Source organism: Corallococcus interemptor (assembly GCF_003668875.1).
Taxonomy (GTDB): Bacteria; Myxococcota; Myxococcia; order Myxococcales; family Myxococcaceae; genus Corallococcus; species Corallococcus interemptor.
Map to the genome: position 1 here is coordinate 16989 of NZ_RAWM01000103.1, position 15790 is coordinate 32778.

General features: G+C 72.1%; 14 protein-coding genes. 13 read left to right on the forward strand and 1 reads right to left on the reverse strand.

Translation table 11 applies throughout. The features are described from left to right. Nucleotides 1–71 precede the first annotated feature (71 nt). The 4 genes from D7X96_RS28650 to D7X96_RS28665 all read left to right on the forward strand — a co-directional run bounded on the left by D7X96_RS28650 (nucleotide 72) and on the right by D7X96_RS28665 (nucleotide 6734). Nucleotides 72–1982, forward strand: a complete 1911-nt coding sequence (locus D7X96_RS28650; protein WP_244219757.1) for a penicillin-binding transpeptidase domain-containing protein — start codon at nucleotides 72–74, stop codon at nucleotides 1980–1982. A 118-nt stretch (nucleotides 1983–2100) separates the two neighbouring features. Further along, a complete protein-coding gene (gene mgtA / locus D7X96_RS28655) occupies nucleotides 2101–4629 on the forward strand; it encodes a magnesium-translocating P-type ATPase (RefSeq protein WP_244219758.1) in 2529 nt (842 codons plus the stop codon). 56 nt (nucleotides 4630–4685) lie between these two features. Further along, on the forward strand, nucleotides 4686–6143 hold the full coding sequence (locus tag D7X96_RS28660) for a serine hydrolase (protein WP_120549195.1): 1458 nt from the start codon (nucleotides 4686–4688) through the stop codon (nucleotides 6141–6143). A gap of 18 nt (nucleotides 6144–6161) precedes the next feature. Continuing rightward, nucleotides 6162–6734, forward strand: coding sequence for a glutathione S-transferase family protein (locus D7X96_RS28665; RefSeq protein WP_121722956.1), 573 nt, complete (start codon nucleotides 6162–6164; stop codon nucleotides 6732–6734). A 3-nt stretch (nucleotides 6735–6737) separates the two neighbouring features. Here D7X96_RS28665 and D7X96_RS28670 read toward each other — a convergent pair whose 3' ends face one another. Beyond that, a complete protein-coding gene (locus D7X96_RS28670; RefSeq protein WP_120549193.1) occupies nucleotides 6738–7043 on the reverse strand; it encodes a LysR family transcriptional regulator in 306 nt (101 codons plus the stop codon). A 41-nt stretch (nucleotides 7044–7084) separates the two neighbouring features. On the opposite strand from D7X96_RS28670, the gene D7X96_RS28675 reads away from it, so the two are divergent. From D7X96_RS28675 to D7X96_RS28715, 9 genes are all read left to right on the forward strand, one after another. Then, complete coding sequence (locus tag D7X96_RS28675; protein ID WP_120549192.1) at nucleotides 7085–7543, forward strand: SDR family oxidoreductase; 459 nt, start codon at nucleotides 7085–7087, stop codon at nucleotides 7541–7543. Nucleotides 7544–7643: 100 nt separating this feature from the next. After that, entirely contained in the window at nucleotides 7644–8864 is a 1221-nt protein-coding gene (locus tag D7X96_RS28680) for a GAF domain-containing sensor histidine kinase (protein WP_121771215.1), read from the forward strand. Between the two features lie 29 nt (nucleotides 8865–8893). Then, nucleotides 8894–9178: a hypothetical protein gene (locus tag D7X96_RS28685; protein WP_121722953.1), complete on the forward strand. Its 285-nt coding sequence runs from the start codon at nucleotides 8894–8896 to the stop codon at nucleotides 9176–9178. 102 nt (nucleotides 9179–9280) lie between these two features. Beyond that, a complete protein-coding gene (locus D7X96_RS40510) occupies nucleotides 9281–9577 on the forward strand; it encodes a hypothetical protein (protein ID WP_199746920.1) in 297 nt (98 codons plus the stop codon). A gap of 99 nt (nucleotides 9578–9676) precedes the next feature. Next, nucleotides 9677–10222, forward strand: a complete 546-nt coding sequence (locus tag D7X96_RS28695; protein WP_121771212.1) for an RNA polymerase sigma factor — start codon at nucleotides 9677–9679, stop codon at nucleotides 10220–10222. Beyond that, nucleotides 10219–10959, forward strand: a complete 741-nt coding sequence (locus D7X96_RS28700; RefSeq protein ID WP_121722951.1) for a hypothetical protein — start codon at nucleotides 10219–10221, stop codon at nucleotides 10957–10959. The genes D7X96_RS28695 and D7X96_RS28700 overlap by 4 nt, the downstream gene beginning before the upstream one ends. 54 nt (nucleotides 10960–11013) lie before the next feature. Continuing rightward, nucleotides 11014–11535: a hypothetical protein gene (locus D7X96_RS28705; RefSeq protein WP_244219759.1), complete on the forward strand. Its 522-nt coding sequence runs from the start codon at nucleotides 11014–11016 to the stop codon at nucleotides 11533–11535. Nucleotides 11536–11539: 4 nt separating this feature from the next. Continuing rightward, nucleotides 11540–14578, forward strand: a complete 3039-nt coding sequence (locus D7X96_RS28710) for a CHAT domain-containing protein (RefSeq protein ID WP_244219760.1) — start codon at nucleotides 11540–11542, stop codon at nucleotides 14576–14578. A 12-nt stretch (nucleotides 14579–14590) separates the two neighbouring features. Further along, complete coding sequence (locus D7X96_RS28715; protein WP_120549186.1) at nucleotides 14591–15388, forward strand: ABC transporter ATP-binding protein; 798 nt, start codon at nucleotides 14591–14593, stop codon at nucleotides 15386–15388. Nucleotides 15389–15790: the final 402 nt, after the last annotated feature.

Consider the following 15790-nt stretch of genomic DNA (forward strand, 5'->3'; position numbering starts at 1 on the left):
CCGGATGTTCGCCTCGGCGCGCGGGGCGCGGTACAGGGGGACGCGTGTACGGACGGGCGGTCATTTCCTGGGTGGGGCTCTGGCTCCTGTTGCTGCTTCCCGCGTGCGCGCCGAAGACCGTGAGGCCCACGGTGCCTCCGGTGCCCGCGCCCACGGTGCCCTCGGGCCCCGAGGGCCTGGCCCTCCAGTACCTGGACGCCTGGGCTCGCAACGACGTGGAGGCGCAGCGCCGCGTGCTCGTGGACGCGCCCCAGGACTACGACGCGCAGCAGGCGCGCTGGAGGCAGGAACTGGGCGTCGTGGCCTCGCGCTTCGAGCCGCCCCAGCTCGAGTCCCAGGGCGCCACCACGGCGGTGGTGCGGTTCATCGGCGTGCACACGCTGCGGGGACTGGGCGACTGGGAGGTGGAGTCCCGGCTGCGCTTCGTGCTCCGGGGCAAGCGCTGGGGCCTGCTCTGGACGCCGGAGGTGTTCCACCCCGACGCGCGGCCCGGAGACCGCTTCGGCCGCACGCGGACGTGGGGGCCTCGCGGCGCGCTGCTGGACGCGAACGGGGACTCGCTCACCGTCCCGGGAGAGGTCATCCGCGTCGGCGTCATGCCGGGCCGCGTGAAGGACCGCGCGGCCGTGGCCAGCGTGCTCCAGGCGCAGCTCGGCGTGGACCCCGCCAGGGTGCTCGCCGCGCTCAACGCCGCGAACGCGCAACCCGAACAGTTCCTCGCGTTCATCGACGTGCGCCAGGAACGCTATCAACAGGTGCGAGGCGTGCTCGCGCCGGTGCCCGGCATCTTCTTCCGCAAGAAGCCCGCGCGCCTCAGCCCCGCGGAGGGCTTCGCCGCGCACACGCTGGGCCGCGTGGGCGAGGTGACCGCGGAGGCGCTCCAGGCCCTGGGCATGCCCTACCAACCCGGAGACGTGGTGGGCCTGTCCGGCCTGGAGCGAACGCAGGAGCGGACGCTGGCGGGACGCCCCTCCGGTGAGGTGCGCCTCCTTCACCGCTCCGGCGGCAGCGACCTGCTCTACCGCTTCGACGGTGAGCCGGGCCGCGACGTCCGCACCACGCTGCGCAGGGACGTGCAGGCGGCGGCGGAGGCGGCGCTCGTGGACGTCACCTTTCCCGCCGCGGTGGTCGCGGTGGACACGGCCACGGGCCACGTGCTGGCCATGGCCAGCAGGCCGCTGGGGGAGGGATGGCACCGCGCGCTGGTGGGACGCTATCCCCCGGCCTCCACGTTCAAGCTGGTGACCTCCGAGGCGCTGCTCGCCAGCGGCCTGAAGCCGGACTCGCGCGTCGAGTGTCCCCTGGAGGTGACGGTGGGCCGCAAGCGCTTCCGCAACTTCGAGTCCGAGGTCCTGGGACCCACCACGCTGCGCCGGGCGTTCGCGCTGTCGTGCAACACGACGTTCATCCAGCTGTCGGAGAAGCTGCCCCCGCACGCGCTGGAGGACGCGGCCCGGCGCTTCGGCTTCGGCGTGTCCTACGACGTGGGCCTGCCGTCCCCCGGCGCCACCTTCCCTCCACCGAAGGACGACGCCGAGCTGGCGGCGGATGCCATGGGGCAGGGCCGCGTGCTGGTGACGCCGCTGCACATGGCCACCGTCGTGTCGGCGGCGGACACCGGCGTCTGGCATGCGCCGAGCCTCCTGGCGGACGCGGACGCAGGCCCGGAGTCACGGCTGGTCCCCGGCACGACTCAAGCGCTCCGCGAGCTGATGCGCGCGGTGGTGACGGACGGCACGGCGAAGTCCGCCGCCCACATCCCGGGGCTCAAGGGCAAGACAGGCACGGCGGAGTTCGGCACGGCCGTGCCGCCTCCGACGCATGCGTGGTTCGTCGGCGTCCGTGACGGCATCGGCTTCGCGGTGTTCGTCGAAGGTGGCGGCGTGGGAGGCCGCGTGGCCGTGCCGCTGGCGATCCGCTTCCTCCAGGCGCTGGACGCGGCGGCGGTCCTCTCGTTCAAGAAGGGCGACAACGCCAGCTAGGGCGCGGGGCCGTCCCTCCGAGCGCCGCGCCCCTCCCCGGTGACTGGTCTCCCGGGAGGGCACTGCGCACGTTGCGAGGATGGGCGGTGGACGCTCGAGCAACCGGGGAGCCAGGCCCGTGGCGCGTGCTTCGCCCGCCTGGAGCGAGCCGGTGGAGTCGCTATGCGCCCGGCTGGGCACCTCGCTCCAGGGGCTGTCCTCCCAGGAGGCCGGGGCGCTGCTGGAGTCCCTGGGCCCCAATGACCTGGAGTCCCGGCGCCGCCGGCCGCTGCCCCTGGAGCTGCTGCTGCGGCTGGGCAACCCGCTGGTGCTGGTGCTGCTGGTGGCGTGCGGCATCTCGGCCGTGGTCCACGACCTGACCAGCTCCGCCATCATCGCCGTCATCGTGTTGATCAGCGTGACGCTGGACTTCGTGCAGGAGCACCGGGCCAGCAACGCGGCGGAGCGCCTGCGCGGCGCCGTGGCCCTGCGCGCCCGCGTGCTGCGCGACGGCGTGGAACAGGAGGTGCCCGCCACGCGGCTGGTCCCCGGGGACGTGGTCCTGCTGGCCACCGGCAGCCGCGTCCCCGCGGACGCGCGCGTCCTGGAGTCCCACGCGCTGTCCGTGAACGAATCGCTGCTCACCGGCGAGCCCTACCCCGTGGAGAAGGCGCCGGGGCTCGTGTCCGCGGACGCGCCGCTCGCGGACGTGGGCAACACCGTCTTCGCCGGGACGTCGGTGCTGGGGGGCACGGGCCGCGCGCTCGTGTTCGCCACCGGCTGCGAGACGGAGGTCGGCGGCATCGCCCGGGGGCTGTCCGCGCCCGTCGCCTCCACCGCCTTCGAGAAGGAAACGCACCACTTCTCCGCGATGTTGATGCGGCTCACGGTCCTGATGGTGCTGTTCGTGCTCCTGGTGAACCTGACCCTGGCGCGTCCGCTGCTGGAGTCCTTCCTCTTCGCCATGGCCCTGGCGGTGGGGCTCACGCCGGAGCTGCTGCCCATGGTGGTCTCGGTGACGCTCGCCCGGGGCGCCCTGCGGCTCGCGGACCAGGGGGTCATCGTCAAGCGGCTGAGCGCGGTGCACGACCTGGGCTGCATGGACGTGCTGTGCACCGACAAGACGGGCACGCTCACGGAGGCGAACATCCGGCTGGCGCGCACCGAGGACGCCACCTCCCAGCACAGCGAGCGCACCCTCGCGTGGGCCTTCCTCAACAGCCACTTCGCCACCGGCCTGCGCAGCCCCATGGACGAGGCCATCCTGGCCCGGCGCGTGGCGTGCACGCAGGGCTGGCGCAAGGAGGACGAGCTGCCCTTCGACTTCGAGCGCCGCCGCGTGTCCGTGCTGCTGGAGAAGGACGGCCGCCGCGTCCTGGTGGTGAAGGGCGCGCCGGAAGCCCTGCTGTCCTGTTGCGAAGCCTGCGAAGCCCCGGAGGGGCCACCCCGAGCCCTGGACGTGCCCGCGCGCGAGGCCCTGCAGGCCCGCGCCGACGCCCTGGGCGCGCAGGGCTTCCGGGTGCTGGGGCTCGCCTGGCGGGACGCGCCGGTCCAGCGCGAAGGGCTGTCGCCGGAGGACGAGACGGGCCTCGTCTTCGCGGGCTTCGCCTCCTTCCTGGACCCGCCCAAGCAGAGCGCCCGGCCCGCGCTGGCGGCGCTGCGCGAGGCGGGCGTCGCGGTGAAGGTGGTGACGGGCGACAACGCGCGGGTGGCGGCGCACGTCTGCCAGGAGCTGGGGCTGGAGGTGCGCGGCGTGCTCACCGGCGCGGAGCTGGCCCTGCTGGACGACCCGGGCCTGCGCGCGCGGGCCCGGGACACCACCGTCTTCGCGCGCGTGTCCCCCGCGCAGAAGAGCCGCATCCTGCGCGCGCTGCGGCAGCGCGGCCACGTGGTGGGCTACCTGGGGGACGGCATCAACGACGCGCCGTCCTTGCACGAGGCGGACGTGGGCATCTCCGTCGCGGGCGCGGCGGACGTCGCGCGCGAGGCCGCGGCGCTGCTGCTGTTGCGCCAGGAGCTGGGCGTCCTGCACGACGGCGTCCAGGAGGGGCGGCGCACCTTCGGCAACGTCATGAAGTACATCCGCATGGGGACCAGCTCCAACTTCGGCAACATGCTGAGCATGGCCCTGGCGTCGCTGGTGCTGCCGTTCCTGCCCATGCTGCCCATCCAGATCCTCCTCAACAACATGCTGTACGACGTGTCGGAGCTGGCCATCCCGCTGGACACGGTGGACGCGGAGCAGCTGTCGCGGCCCACGCGCTGGGACCTGCGCTTCGTGCGCCTCTACATGGCGGTGTTCGGCACGCTCAGCTCGCTCTTCGACGCGGCCACCTTCACGGTGCTGCTGCACGGCTTCCACGCCGGGGCGCCGCTCTTCCAGACGGGCTGGTTCATGGAGTCGCTGACCACGCAGGTGCTGGTCATCTTCATCATCCGCACCCGGGGTGGCGCGGCGCGCAGCCGTCCCGCGCGGCTGCTGGTGCTGTCGTCGCTGGGCGTGGTGGCGGTGGCCTGCGCGCTGCCCTTCACGCCGCTGGGCCCCTCCTTCGGCTTCGTGCCGCCGCCGCCCGCCATCCTCGCGTCCCTGGGCGGGCTGGTGGTGCTGTACCTGGCCTGCGCCATGGGGCTCAACCGCTGGTTCTTCCGCCGCTTCGCCACCGCCTGAGGATGCAATCGCCCCGCCAGCGGGACGTAGGTAGGCTGGTGCGTGGGAGAGACCGAATGAACCGGAGTCCGTTGCGCTTCCTGGCCGTGGCCTTGTTGCTCCTTCCTGTCGCCGCCGGTGCCGCGACGCGCCAGCAGGAGCTGGACAGGCTGGTGACGCAGTACCACCAGCTGCGCCAGTTCAATGGCGCGGTGCTCGTGGCCAATGACAAGGGCGTCGTCCTGAAGAAGGCCTACGGCCTGGCCAACTTCGAATGGAACGTGCCCAACACGCCGGACACGAAGTTCCGCATCGCGTCCGTGACCAAGCAGTTCACGGCCATGGTCATCCTCCAGCTGGTCGCGGAGGGGAAGCTCAAGCTCGACGACACGCTGGTGTCGGCGCTGCCGGACTACCGCAAGGACACGGGTGCGCGCGTCACCGTCGCCCAGCTGCTCAACCACACGTCCGGCATCCCCAGCTACACGGGCTCGCCGGACTTCTTCCCCAAGGTGTCTCGCAACCCCTACGCCGTCGCGGACTTCGTGAAGCAGTTCGCCAGCGGGGACCTGGAGTTCGAGCCCGGCTCGAAATTCAAATACAACAACTCCGGCTACTTCCTGCTGGGCGCCATCATCGAGCGCGTCACCGGCAAGACGTACGCGCAGGCGGTGCAGGAGCGCATCTTCACGCCGCTGGGCATGAAGGACTCCGGCTACGACGTCACCGCCACGGTGCTGCCCAAGCGCGCCAGCGGCCATGAGCTCACGCCGGACGGCTATGTCCACGCGGACTACCTGGACATGTCCCTGCCGTACGCGGCCGGGTCGCTGTACTCGACGGTGGAGGACCTCTACCGCTGGGACCGCGCGCTCTATGAGAACAAGCTGCTGCCGGAGGCACTGAAGCAGAAGATGTTCACGCCCGGCCTGGAGAACTACGGCTTCGGGTTCTTCGTGAACCCGCTGAAGCTGGACGACGGCAAGACGGAGCTGCCCACCATCACCCACAGCGGCGGCATCAACGGGTTCAGCTCGCGCATCTACCGCGTGCCGGCGGGCAGGGAGGTGGTCATCCTCCTGGACAACACGTCGCGCGGCGACAAGCTGGTGGAGCTGTCCGCGGGCCTCCTGAGCGTACTCCACGGCATCCCGCCCAAGGCGCCCCGCATGGGCATCCGGGAGCTGCTGAGCACGACGGCCGAAAAGGAGCCCGTCGCGAAGACCGTCGCGCGCTACCGCGAGCTGAAGGCCTCGAAGCCGGACGCGTATGACTTCTCCGGCGGGGAGCTCAATGGCCTGGGCTACCAGCTGCTCCGCAAGGGCCGCGCGGCGGATGCCGTGGAAATCTTCAAGCTCAACGTGGAGATGTTCCCGAAGGTGGGCAACGTCTACGACAGTCTGGGGGAGGCCTGCCTCGCGGTCGGAGACAAACAGCAGGCGCGCGTGAACTACAGTAAGGCCGTGGAGCTGGACCCGAAGAACGCCAACGCGGCGGCCGCGCTCCAGAAGCTGGGGGCGCAGGCCGCTCCCTGATTCAGGAGAGGTGCCTGCATGAAGCTCTATTTCAATCCGCGCAGCCGGGCTGTCATTGGCAAGTGGATGCTCGACGAGGCGGGGGTCGACTACGAAATCGTCCCCATCGACCTGGAGAAGCGCGAGCAGAAGTCGCCGGAGTTCTTGAAGGTGAACCCGGCCGGCAAGCTGCCCGCGCTGGTGGACGGTGATGCGCGCGTGTTCGAGAACGCCGCCCTCTGTCTCTACATCGCGGACAAGTACCCGCAGGCGAAGCTGGCGCCCGCGGTGGATGCGCCCGAGCGCGGCCGGTACCTGTCGCTGATGGTGTACTCGACGTCGCAGCTGGAGCCGTCCATGGGCGACCACATGGCCAAGGCCCCCACGCTGCCGCAGCGCGGATGGACGGAGTACTCGCAGACGCTGGACGCCGTGGAGCGCGAGCTGGGGGACGGCCCCTACCTCTTCGGCGACTGGTTCACCGCCGCGGACGTGATGATTGGCTCCATGTTCATCTACCAGCGCATGCTGGGCGGCTCGACGGGGCGGCCGAAGCTGGAGGCCTACGTGGACCGGCTGCAGGCCCGGCCCAAGGGCTTGAGGCTGCGCTGAGTCTCACGACCCGGCGAAGACCCGCGACACCCAGTCGATGAAGACGCGCACGCGCGGGGACAGCTGGCGGTTGCGCGGGTACATCAGGGACACGGGCGTGGGCGTCGGTGGATGCTGGGCCAGCACGGGCACCCGCGTCCCGCGCCCGAAGTCCTCCTCCAGGCGGTAGCGCGGCGCCTGGATGAGGCCCAAGCCCAGCCGCTCCTCCAGCTGCTTCACCGCGTCCGTCACCGACGAGCGCGGCAGCCCCAGGTCCTTCGCGGCCTGCGTGAAGCTCCGGCGCTCCACGATGCGCGTGAAGGCCTTCATGGCGTCGAACCGGCTTGTCCTCACTTCAAGGAGAGGACCCCATGACGACCCAGACCTGGCAGCAGCAGAAGACGGCCCTCGTGACGGGCGGCTCGCGCGGCATCGGCGCCGCGGTGGCGGAGCGGCTCGCGCGCGATGGCTTCCACGTCCTCGTCAACTACGCGGGCAACCACGACGCGGCGCGGGCCGTGGTGCGCCGGATTGAAGCGGCGGGCGGACGGGCCCTGAGCTTCCAGGCGGACGTCGCGGACCCCACCGCGTTCCCCCGGATGTTCGACGCGGCGGCCGAGGCGTTCGGCGGCGTGGCGCCGGGCCCCACCGCCACGGCGCTCTTCTTCGACGGCAAGTCCCCGGAGCTGGTGGAGCGCATGGCGAAGCTCAACCCGCTGGAGCGCCTGGGCACGCCGGAGGACATCGCCGCGTCCGTCGCGTTCCTCGCGGGCCCGGAGGGCGGGTGGATCAACGGCCAGGTCCTGCGCGCCAACGGCGGCATGGTCTGAACGCCTGACGTGCGGGCAGGGGGGCGGGCGGTTCAGGCGCACCAGGGTCCCGGACGAAAGCCGTTCACACCGTAGTCGCGTGAACGACGCGAACTCAGGGATGCAGGTGGGATGGGAGGAGCCCCGGCTGCGGGCGCTGGAGCAGCTGCTGGCCCTCCCGGCAGCCGAGCTGCGGCCCACGCTGGACACCGCGAGCCAGCTCATCTCCGAGCTGCTGAACGCCGACAAGGTGGACGTCTTCCTCATCGAGCACAGCAGTCAGACCCTGGTCGCGGTGGGCACGAGCCAGACGCCCATGGGCCACCTGCAGAAGTCGCTGGGACTGGACCGGATGCCCCTGGCCAATGGCGGGCGCGCGGTCCAGGTGTACGAGACGGAAGCCCCCTTCATCTCCGGCCGTGTGGAGGAGGACCCGGAGGAGCTGCCCGGCATCAAGCACCGGCTGGGGGTTCGTTCCGCCCTGATGGTGCCCCTGCCCATTGGCGACGAGACGCGAGGCGTGCTGGCCGTGTCGTCGGCGCGCAATGACTTCTTCACCGACAAGGACCTGCGCTTCCTCCAGGCCGTGGCGCGCTGGGTGGGCATGGTGGCCCACCGCGTGGAGCTGGTGCAGGAGCTGACGAAGCTGGCGGTGAAGCAGGCCCGCCGCAAGGCGGCCGAGGAGCTCATCACCGTGCTCGCGCACGACATGGCCAACCACCTGCTGCCGCTCCAGGCCCGCATCCAGCTCATCCAGCGGCGGGCCACGCGCAAGCAGGAGCCGGAGGACCTGCGGGACGCGATGGGCGCGGCCGCGTCGCTGCGCTCCCTCACGCGGCTCATCAACGACCTGCTGGACGTGGGGCGCCTGGAGCAGGGCCTGTTCAGCCTGCGCCCCCAGCCCATGGACCTCTCGGGGCTGGTGCGGGAACTGGCCACCACCGCGAGCACCCCCGCGCACCCGGTGCGCTTCACGGGCCCCGAGGAGTTCGTGACGGTGGCGGATCCAGACCGCGTGCGGCAGTTGCTGGAGAACCTGGTGGCGAACGCGCTCAAGCACTCACCACCGGGGCAACCCGTGGACGTCACGCTGGAGGCGCGGGACCGTCCGGAGGGGCCCTGGGTGTGCGTGACGGTGAGCGACCAGGGGCCGGGCATTCCCTCGGAGCTGATGCCCACGCTCTTCGAGCGCTTCATGCGGGGGCCCGGCTCCACGGGCCTGGGCATTGGCCTGTACCTCGCGCGGCGCATCGCGGAGGCGCATGGCGGCGCGCTGGAGGTGGCGTCGACGTCATCCGCGGGCACGCGCTTCGAACTGTCGCTGCCGGTGGTGACCGGGTAGCGCGAACGCAATTCATGGAGGGCAGCACCATGTCTTCGGATTGGGCGGAAGAAGCGGAGCGGCAGGCGAAGGCGATGACGCGGGACCTGGTGGAGGTGGGCCGCACGAAGGGCTTCCGCGTCACGTATCAACGGCGCGAGGCGCGCTTCATGCTGCGCGCGGGCACGGTGACGACCTACTTCTCCGCGCATGACTATGACGGGCCTCGCGGCATGGACTGGCTCCGGCTGCGCATCGACGTGCTGATGCACGCGCGGCCCGGGCAGGCCGAGGGGCACGTGGAGCCGGCCGGACTGGGACCGGCGCCGCACTGAGGCGCGAGGCGAAAAAACGCGCGGCGGGGGTGAGGGGAAGAAAGGGGCAGTTCCGTTTTGTGAGGGCAGGCGCGAAAGGCGCCACTCCCAAGGAGCAGCCCCATGTCACCGTCCGCGCGCTTCCGTTCCGTGTTCCGGTTCACCGCCCTGGCCTGCACCACCCTGGGCGTGAGCGCGTCCGCGCAGACGTATGCCTTTCCCGGCAACAGCGTGCGCGACATCCTGGAGGGCAAGGTGCACCGCAGCGGCAAGGAGCGCGCGGGCGCCATCGTGTCCGGCCTGGCCGCCACGGCCACCGCCGTGGGCACCCGCTTCATCCTCACCGCCGTGCGCCTGACGACGGGCTCGGGCGGCGGCGGCGACCTGCGGCTGATTGCCTGGGAGATGAACCTCCGGTAACGCGAGGGAATTTTCGCGGATTGCCCGGCTTCTCCCAACCGCCGATGATGCGTTCGTTCAACCGACGCTCGGCGCCCTTCGCGGAAGGGGGGAGGCATCTTGGAGCTGCGACACGGCCCCTGGGCGGGTGCATCCCCGGACGCAGGGTTGGAGACGCTGCGGCGTGACCTGGGCAGGGCGCTCGCGAGCGTCTGCCCCGCGTCGCTCGCGGACCGGCGGGACGACCTGTTGCAGGTCGCGATGATGAAGGTGGTGGAGCTGCGCGGCCGCGCCCCGGGCCGCGCGGAGCTGACCCCCGCGTACCTGTACCGGGTGGCGTACACGACGCTCATCGACGAGCTTCGCCGGATGGGGGCTCGCAAGGAGGTGGCGTTGGAGGAGGTGGCGGAGGGGCCCCAGCAGCCGGTGGCGCCGGGAGACCCGGAGCGCGCGGCGGGGGCCGCGCAGATTGCGCGGGCCGTGAGGGACTGTCTTCAGGGGCTGGTGCAGGACCGCCGCCTCGCCGTGACGCTGCACCTGCAGGGACACACCGTTCCGGAGGCCGCGGAGCTGCTGGGGTGGGAGGCCAAGCGGACGGAGAACCTCATCTACCGGGGGCTGAGCGCGCTGCGTGCGTGTCTCTCCTCGAAGGGAATCCAGCCGTGAGCGAACGCCGTCCCGGGGATGACACGCTGGAGGCCGAGGGGGTGGAGCGGCTGCGCACGGCGCTGCGTGAGGATGACGCGCCAGGGGAGCCGGTGGACGCGGACCTCGTCTGGCGCGCGGTGAGGCAGGAGCTTCCGGCGGAGGAGCGCCGGGCGGTCATCGAGCGCGTCGCGGCGGATCCCGCGTGGGCGCAGGCGTGGCGGTTGGCGAAGGCGATGTCGCAGGCAGCGGCGGAGGCGGAGCGGGGGGCTCCGGAGGTGAAGGCGGAGGTGCCGGCGGCACGCGTGGAGGCGCCCGCGAAGGTGGTGCCGCTGACCGCCCGGCGCTCCTGGCAGGGGCGGCAGGCGATGGCCGCGATGGCGGCGACGGTGGTGGTGCTGGTGGGCGCGGTCGTGGTGGTGCGGCAGCAGCAGGCGCAGGTGGACCCCACGCGGATCCGCGGAGGCACGGCGGAGGTCATCGCCTCGCGGGTGCCGGAGGCCACCGCGCTCCCGCGTGAGCGGTTCGAGCTGCGCTGGAGCGGAGTGCCCCAGGCGGTGTCCTGGAGCGTGCAGGTGTCGTCGGAGGACCTGAAGGTGTTCCATCGCGCGGAGCGGCTGGAGTCGCGCGAATACACGGTGCCTGCGGACGTGCTCGCGGAGCTGCCCTCCGGAGCACGTGTGCTGTGGCAGGTGGAAGCGCGGCTTCCGGATGGAAGCGTTCAGCGCGGCAGTACGTTCGTGAACCGGGTGCGGTGAGTGCCGCACCACTTGGGCCAGGCCGGTGGCTCAATGACAAGCAGAGGGGGATGTATGAAGACGATCCACATTCGCAGGGGATGGGTGCGCGCGCTGTCCGTGATGGCGCTGCTGTTGGGCGTCTCGGTGACGGCGCAGCCCGCGCTCCCGACGTACACGATGACCGTCACCACGAAGCCGTTGACGGGCGCCGCGCTGGACACGGTGGTGGCCTCGGTGGTGGACGCGGGCGTCCTGCTCCCGCCCTCCATGGTGCCCATGACCCTGCGCATCCTGGATGACTCCGGGGCCGTGGTCGCGACCGTCACGGGCACCGTGACCGCGACGACGCCGCTGCGGGTGAGCGTGACGGCCCCCTCGTCCGGCGGGCTTCGCGCGCAGGTCATCCTGCCGCACGATGCCTGGAAGATGTCCGCCGGCATCCTGCTCATCGAGCGGTTGGGGCACGGTGTGCCGCCGCCTCCTGGCACGCGGCAGGTCTGTGAGATTCCCCCCTCTGTCAGCAGGGATCCCGACACGGGCACGGGCGATCCTGTCACCGTGAAGGGGTGCAGGGTGGAGGTCGAGGAGAACTGAGCGGATGGGGATGCGGCGACCGCGCATGGGAGGCCTGGGCGGCTTCACCTTTTCGGTGGGGCTGGCCCTGTGCGCCCCGGCGCGGGCCGCCGCGTCTGCGGAGCCCTCCGCGCTCGCCCGGTGCGAGGAGTCCTTCGACGCGCACCCGGAGGACTCCGAGGCGGCGATGTGCTTCTTCCGGAACGCCCGGGGGCAGGAGGCGCGCGACGAGGCCCGGCGCAGGCTCCAGGGGCTCATCGCCAGGCACCCGGACCGCCCCTGGCTCACGCTGGTGCTCGGCCACGTGGAGCTGCCCTCCGAGCCCGCCCTGGCGGAGGCGTCCTATCGCCGCGCGGCCCTCGCCTTCCGGAGCCAGGGGGATGCCGAGGGCGAGGTGATGGCCGGCATCAACCTGCGCAACGCGCTGGGCATGCGTGGCCAGACAGAGGAAGCGCACCAGTGGGTGCTGCGCGTGGGCGAGGTGGCCCGGGCCTCCGGGGACCCCTGGCTGGAGGTGCGCGCGCTCATCCTGGAGGCCGCCGAGCTGTCCGACCTGGGCCAGGACCTGGGGCGTGCCTGGCGGCTGCTCAAGCGCGCGGAGGGGCTGGCCTTTCCGGACGGCCCCGACGGTCTGAAGAAGCAGCTGCTGGGCTCACTGGCCCCGGTGAGCGCGAACCTGGGCCGCTTCGACGACGCGCAGGACGCGTACACGCGGCTCGCGGAGCTGGCGGAGCGCACGAAGGACGCGGGCACGGAGGCGCGCGTCCGCTTCGCGCTCGCGAACCTCGCCTGGCGGCGGCAGGACGCGCGTCCCGACCCGGGAGCCCGGGCGGCGCTGCTGCGGCTCGCGCGCGAGGCGCTCGAGGCGGCCAGGCACGCGGGCAGCAAGGTCAGCGAGACGATGTCGCTGCGCCTCGTGGCGGAGCTGCTGGGCGACGGGCCCGGGGAGCGGGACGAAGCGGAGGACGCCCTCGGCCGCTGCATCGACCTCGCCCGGGAGACACGGCTGCCCGAGCGGCGCATCGCCTGTCTGTGGACGCGCGCTGAACGCCGCGCGGCGGTGGACGCGGACGCCGCGTGGCGTGACGTGGACGAGGCCCTGTCGCTGGCCGCCGAGCACGACAACCCGCTCTATCTCGCGTCGGTGTGGCGCACGCGGGCGGCGGTGGCCTTCCGCACGCGCCCGCTGCCGGAGGCCCTGGGGCACGCGGAGCGCGCTCTCGACGCGGTGGAGGTGCTGCGCCAGTGGCAGCGGGACGCCTCCAGTCAGGCGGAGCTCTTCTCCAACTGGGCCAGCGACTACCACCGGCTCGCGGGCCGGACGCTGGAGGCGGGAGAGGCCTCGGCCCTGCCGCCCCGCGAGGCCCTGGAGCGAGCCTTCGCGGTGAGTGAGCGCCTGAGGGCGAGGACGTTGTTCGAGTCCCTGGTGGCCTCGCGCGCGCTCCCCACTCAAGAGGAGACACCGGAGCAGCGAAGGGCAAGGGACAGCGTGCTGCGCGACCTGTCCGCCACCCAGCGCAGGCTGCTGGACCCGGCGCTGTCCGCGTCCGAACGCACGCGGCTGCTGGGAGAACTCCAGGAGCTGGAGCGCCGCGAGCGCGACCTGCGACCCGCGACGCGGCGCATGGCGCCTGCTTTCGCATCGCCGTCCGTGATGGAGCACGAGCAGCGTTCGGAGACCCAGCGCGCGGAGCCACCGTTAGCGCCGGGCTCCGTGACGGATCCACGGCAGGCGCAGGGTTCTCCGGTCCAGCGCGCGGAGCTTCCCTTCGCATCGCTCGCCGCGACGGAGCAGAGCCTGGGCGAGGAGGAGGCCCTGCTCGTCTTCCTCGCGGGCACGGACCATGACGTTCAGGGCGAGCGCGCGGGAGGCGCGTGGGTGCTGGCGGTGACCCGCGAGGGCACGCGCGCGTACCGCATCCCGGAGCGCGCACGGTTGCGTCCCGCGGTGGCGCTCCTGTCAGGCCTCATCGAGCGCCGTGACGGTTCGGAGTCCGGAGCCGCCGCGGCGCTGTACTCGCAACTCCTGGCGCCCGCGCTGCGGGACCTGCCGTCGAAGGTGTCACGCCTGCTGCTCGTCCCGGATGGTCCGCTGCACGACCTGCCGTTCGCCGCGCTGCGGGAGCACGCGGACGGCCCGCCACTGATGGCCCGCTACGAACTGGCGCGAGTTCCCTCCGCGAGCCTCCTCCACCACTGGCGCGCCCAGCCCGCGCAGCCACCGGAAGGCGAGGCCCTGGTGCTGGCGGATCCGGACCGGGGTGAAGCCCTTCAAGGCCCGAAGGTGGCCAGCGCGAGAGGCGGCGTGTTCCTGGAGACCGCGAGCCTGGGCGCGCTGCCGGAGGCGCGGCGCGAGGGCCGCACCGTGAGCGAGTCCCTGGAGGACACGGCCGTGAAGCCCCGGTTGCTCATGGGCGCGGAAGCGTCCGAGCACGCCCTCAAGGCCTCCCGGTGGGACGCGATGCGCATCCTCCACGTGGCCGCGCACGCGGTCGTGGACGTCGAATCCCCCGAGCGCTCCGCCCTGGTGCTGGCCCCGGGCGCGGCGGGAGAGGACGGCCTGCTCCAGCCCCGGGAGATCGCGGAGCTGCGGCTGCGGGACGCGCTGGTGGTGCTGTCCAGCTGCCGGGGCGCCTCCGGAGCGCTGCTCGCGGGGGAAGGCGTGCTGAGCCTCGCGAGGGCCTTCTTCGAATCAGGCGCGAGAGCCGTGGTGGCCAGCCTGTGGCCCCTGCGCGACGCCGAGGCCGCGGAGCTGCTGGAGCGCTACTACCGGCACCTGGCGCGGGGGCAGGGCGCGGCGGCGGCGCTGCGCGAGGCCCAGCGCGAGGCCTGGGAGGACGGCGAGCCCGCGGCCATGTGGGCCGGGCTGGGCGTGATGGGAGACGCGGCGCTGGTGCCGGTGCGGCCCGCGGACAGGGGCGCGCCGTCGGGCCTGGGGCTGGCGGTGGGGGCGGGCTCCGTGGCGCTGGGGCTGTTTGGCCTGGGGCTGTACGTGCGGCGGAAGCGGAGGGAGCGGGCAGGCGGCGGCGTGAATCCGGAGCAGGCGGCGGGGCGCGCGCGGTAGGGTTCCAAGGCGATGAGTGACGCGAGCCGTGAGCCGGCGCCGAAGCTGACCCTCGAGGTGCGGGACCTGCACAAGTCGTTTGGCGGGCAGGCGGCGCTGCGGGGCGTGGACCTGGTGGTGCCGGAGGGCACGACCTGCGTGCTGATGGGCGTGTCCGGTTCGGGCAAGACGGTCCTGATGAAGCACATCATGGGCCTGATGCGGCCGGACCGGGGCGTGGTGCTGGTGGAGGGCGCGGAGGTCGCGAAGATGAACGAGCCCGAGCTCAACCAGATGCGCCGCAAGCTGGGCATCCTCTTCCAGGCGAACGCGCTGTTCGACTCGCTGAACGTCTTCGACAACGTGGCGTTCCCGCTGCGCGAGCGCACGAAGATGTCCGAGCCGGACATCACCCAGACGGTGAACGAGACGCTGGGGAAGGTGGGCCTGTCACACGCGGCCACGCGCTTTCCGGGAGAGCTGTCCGGCGGCATGCAGAAGCGCGTGGGCTTCGCGCGAGCGACCATCCTCCAGCCCAAGATTCTCCTCTACGACGACCCCACGGCGGGCCTGGATCCGCTCACCACGGCGGCGGTGAACGAAATCATCACCACGGGCAAGCAGCAGCTGGGAGCCACGTCGCTGGTGATTACGCCGGACGTGGCCTCCGCCTTCGGCATGGCGGACAACCTGGCGCTGATGCACGAGGGGCGCGTGGTGGAGTACGGCCCGCCGGACCACTTCCGTCAGTCGCAGCACCCGGAGGTGAAGGCCTTCCTGCGCAACTGGTTGCGGAGGCGCTCCGCGCAGACCCGGACGCCCCAGGCCTGATAGGCTGCGGCGGCCCGAGGGCCGGCGGGTTCGTGGAGGAAGCAGGAGTCCGCATGTCCCGTCGTCCGCTGCGCCCCGTGTTCAAGCGTCTGTGGTTGCTCGCGCCCGTCGCCACGTTGGGCGTGGGGTGTTCCTCCACGTGGAATTGCCGGGAAGGCACGGAGCAGAGCCTCTTCCCCCTGCCCGCCACCCTTCGTGACGGAAGCGTGCCCACGGAGGAAACGTCCTGTGCAGAGTTGTGCGAGGCGCTTGGGGCGTCCGTGCCCTGCTTTCGCGGTAACCGTTCACCGGCTCATGCTGCGTTCGCGAACTGAGGAGCCTCCGCGAGAGGCAGCAGCGAGGGTGGCGGTAGGCCCCGACGGTGCGTGCGCAGCGTGTCCGTCAGGAAGTCCAGCACACCCC

Bases quoted from the DNA above. Each gene is read 5' to 3' on its own strand.
- D7X96_RS28660 (WP_120549195.1), top strand. From the start codon at position 4,686: ATGAACCGGAGTCCGTTGCGCTTCCTGGCCGTGGCCTTGTTGCTCCTT.
- D7X96_RS28715 (WP_120549186.1), top strand. From the start codon at position 14,591: ATGAGTGACGCGAGCCGTGAGCCGGCGCCGAAGCTGACCCTCGAGGTG.
- D7X96_RS28710 (WP_244219760.1), top strand. From the start codon at position 11,540: ATGGGGATGCGGCGACCGCGCATGGGAGGCCTGGGCGGCTTCACCTTT.
- D7X96_RS28680 (WP_121771215.1), top strand. From the start codon at position 7,644: ATGCAGGTGGGATGGGAGGAGCCCCGGCTGCGGGCGCTGGAGCAGCTG.
- D7X96_RS28705 (WP_244219759.1), top strand. From the start codon at position 11,014: ATGAAGACGATCCACATTCGCAGGGGATGGGTGCGCGCGCTGTCCGTG.
- D7X96_RS28685 (WP_121722953.1), top strand. From the start codon at position 8,894: ATGTCTTCGGATTGGGCGGAAGAAGCGGAGCGGCAGGCGAAGGCGATG.
- D7X96_RS40510 (WP_199746920.1), top strand. From the start codon at position 9,281: ATGTCACCGTCCGCGCGCTTCCGTTCCGTGTTCCGGTTCACCGCCCTG.
- D7X96_RS28670 (WP_120549193.1), bottom strand. From the start codon at position 7,043: ATGAAGGCCTTCACGCGCATCGTGGAGCGCCGGAGCTTCACGCAGGCC.
- D7X96_RS28675 (WP_120549192.1), top strand. From the start codon at position 7,085: ATGACGACCCAGACCTGGCAGCAGCAGAAGACGGCCCTCGTGACGGGC.
- D7X96_RS28665 (WP_121722956.1), top strand. From the start codon at position 6,162: ATGAAGCTCTATTTCAATCCGCGCAGCCGGGCTGTCATTGGCAAGTGG.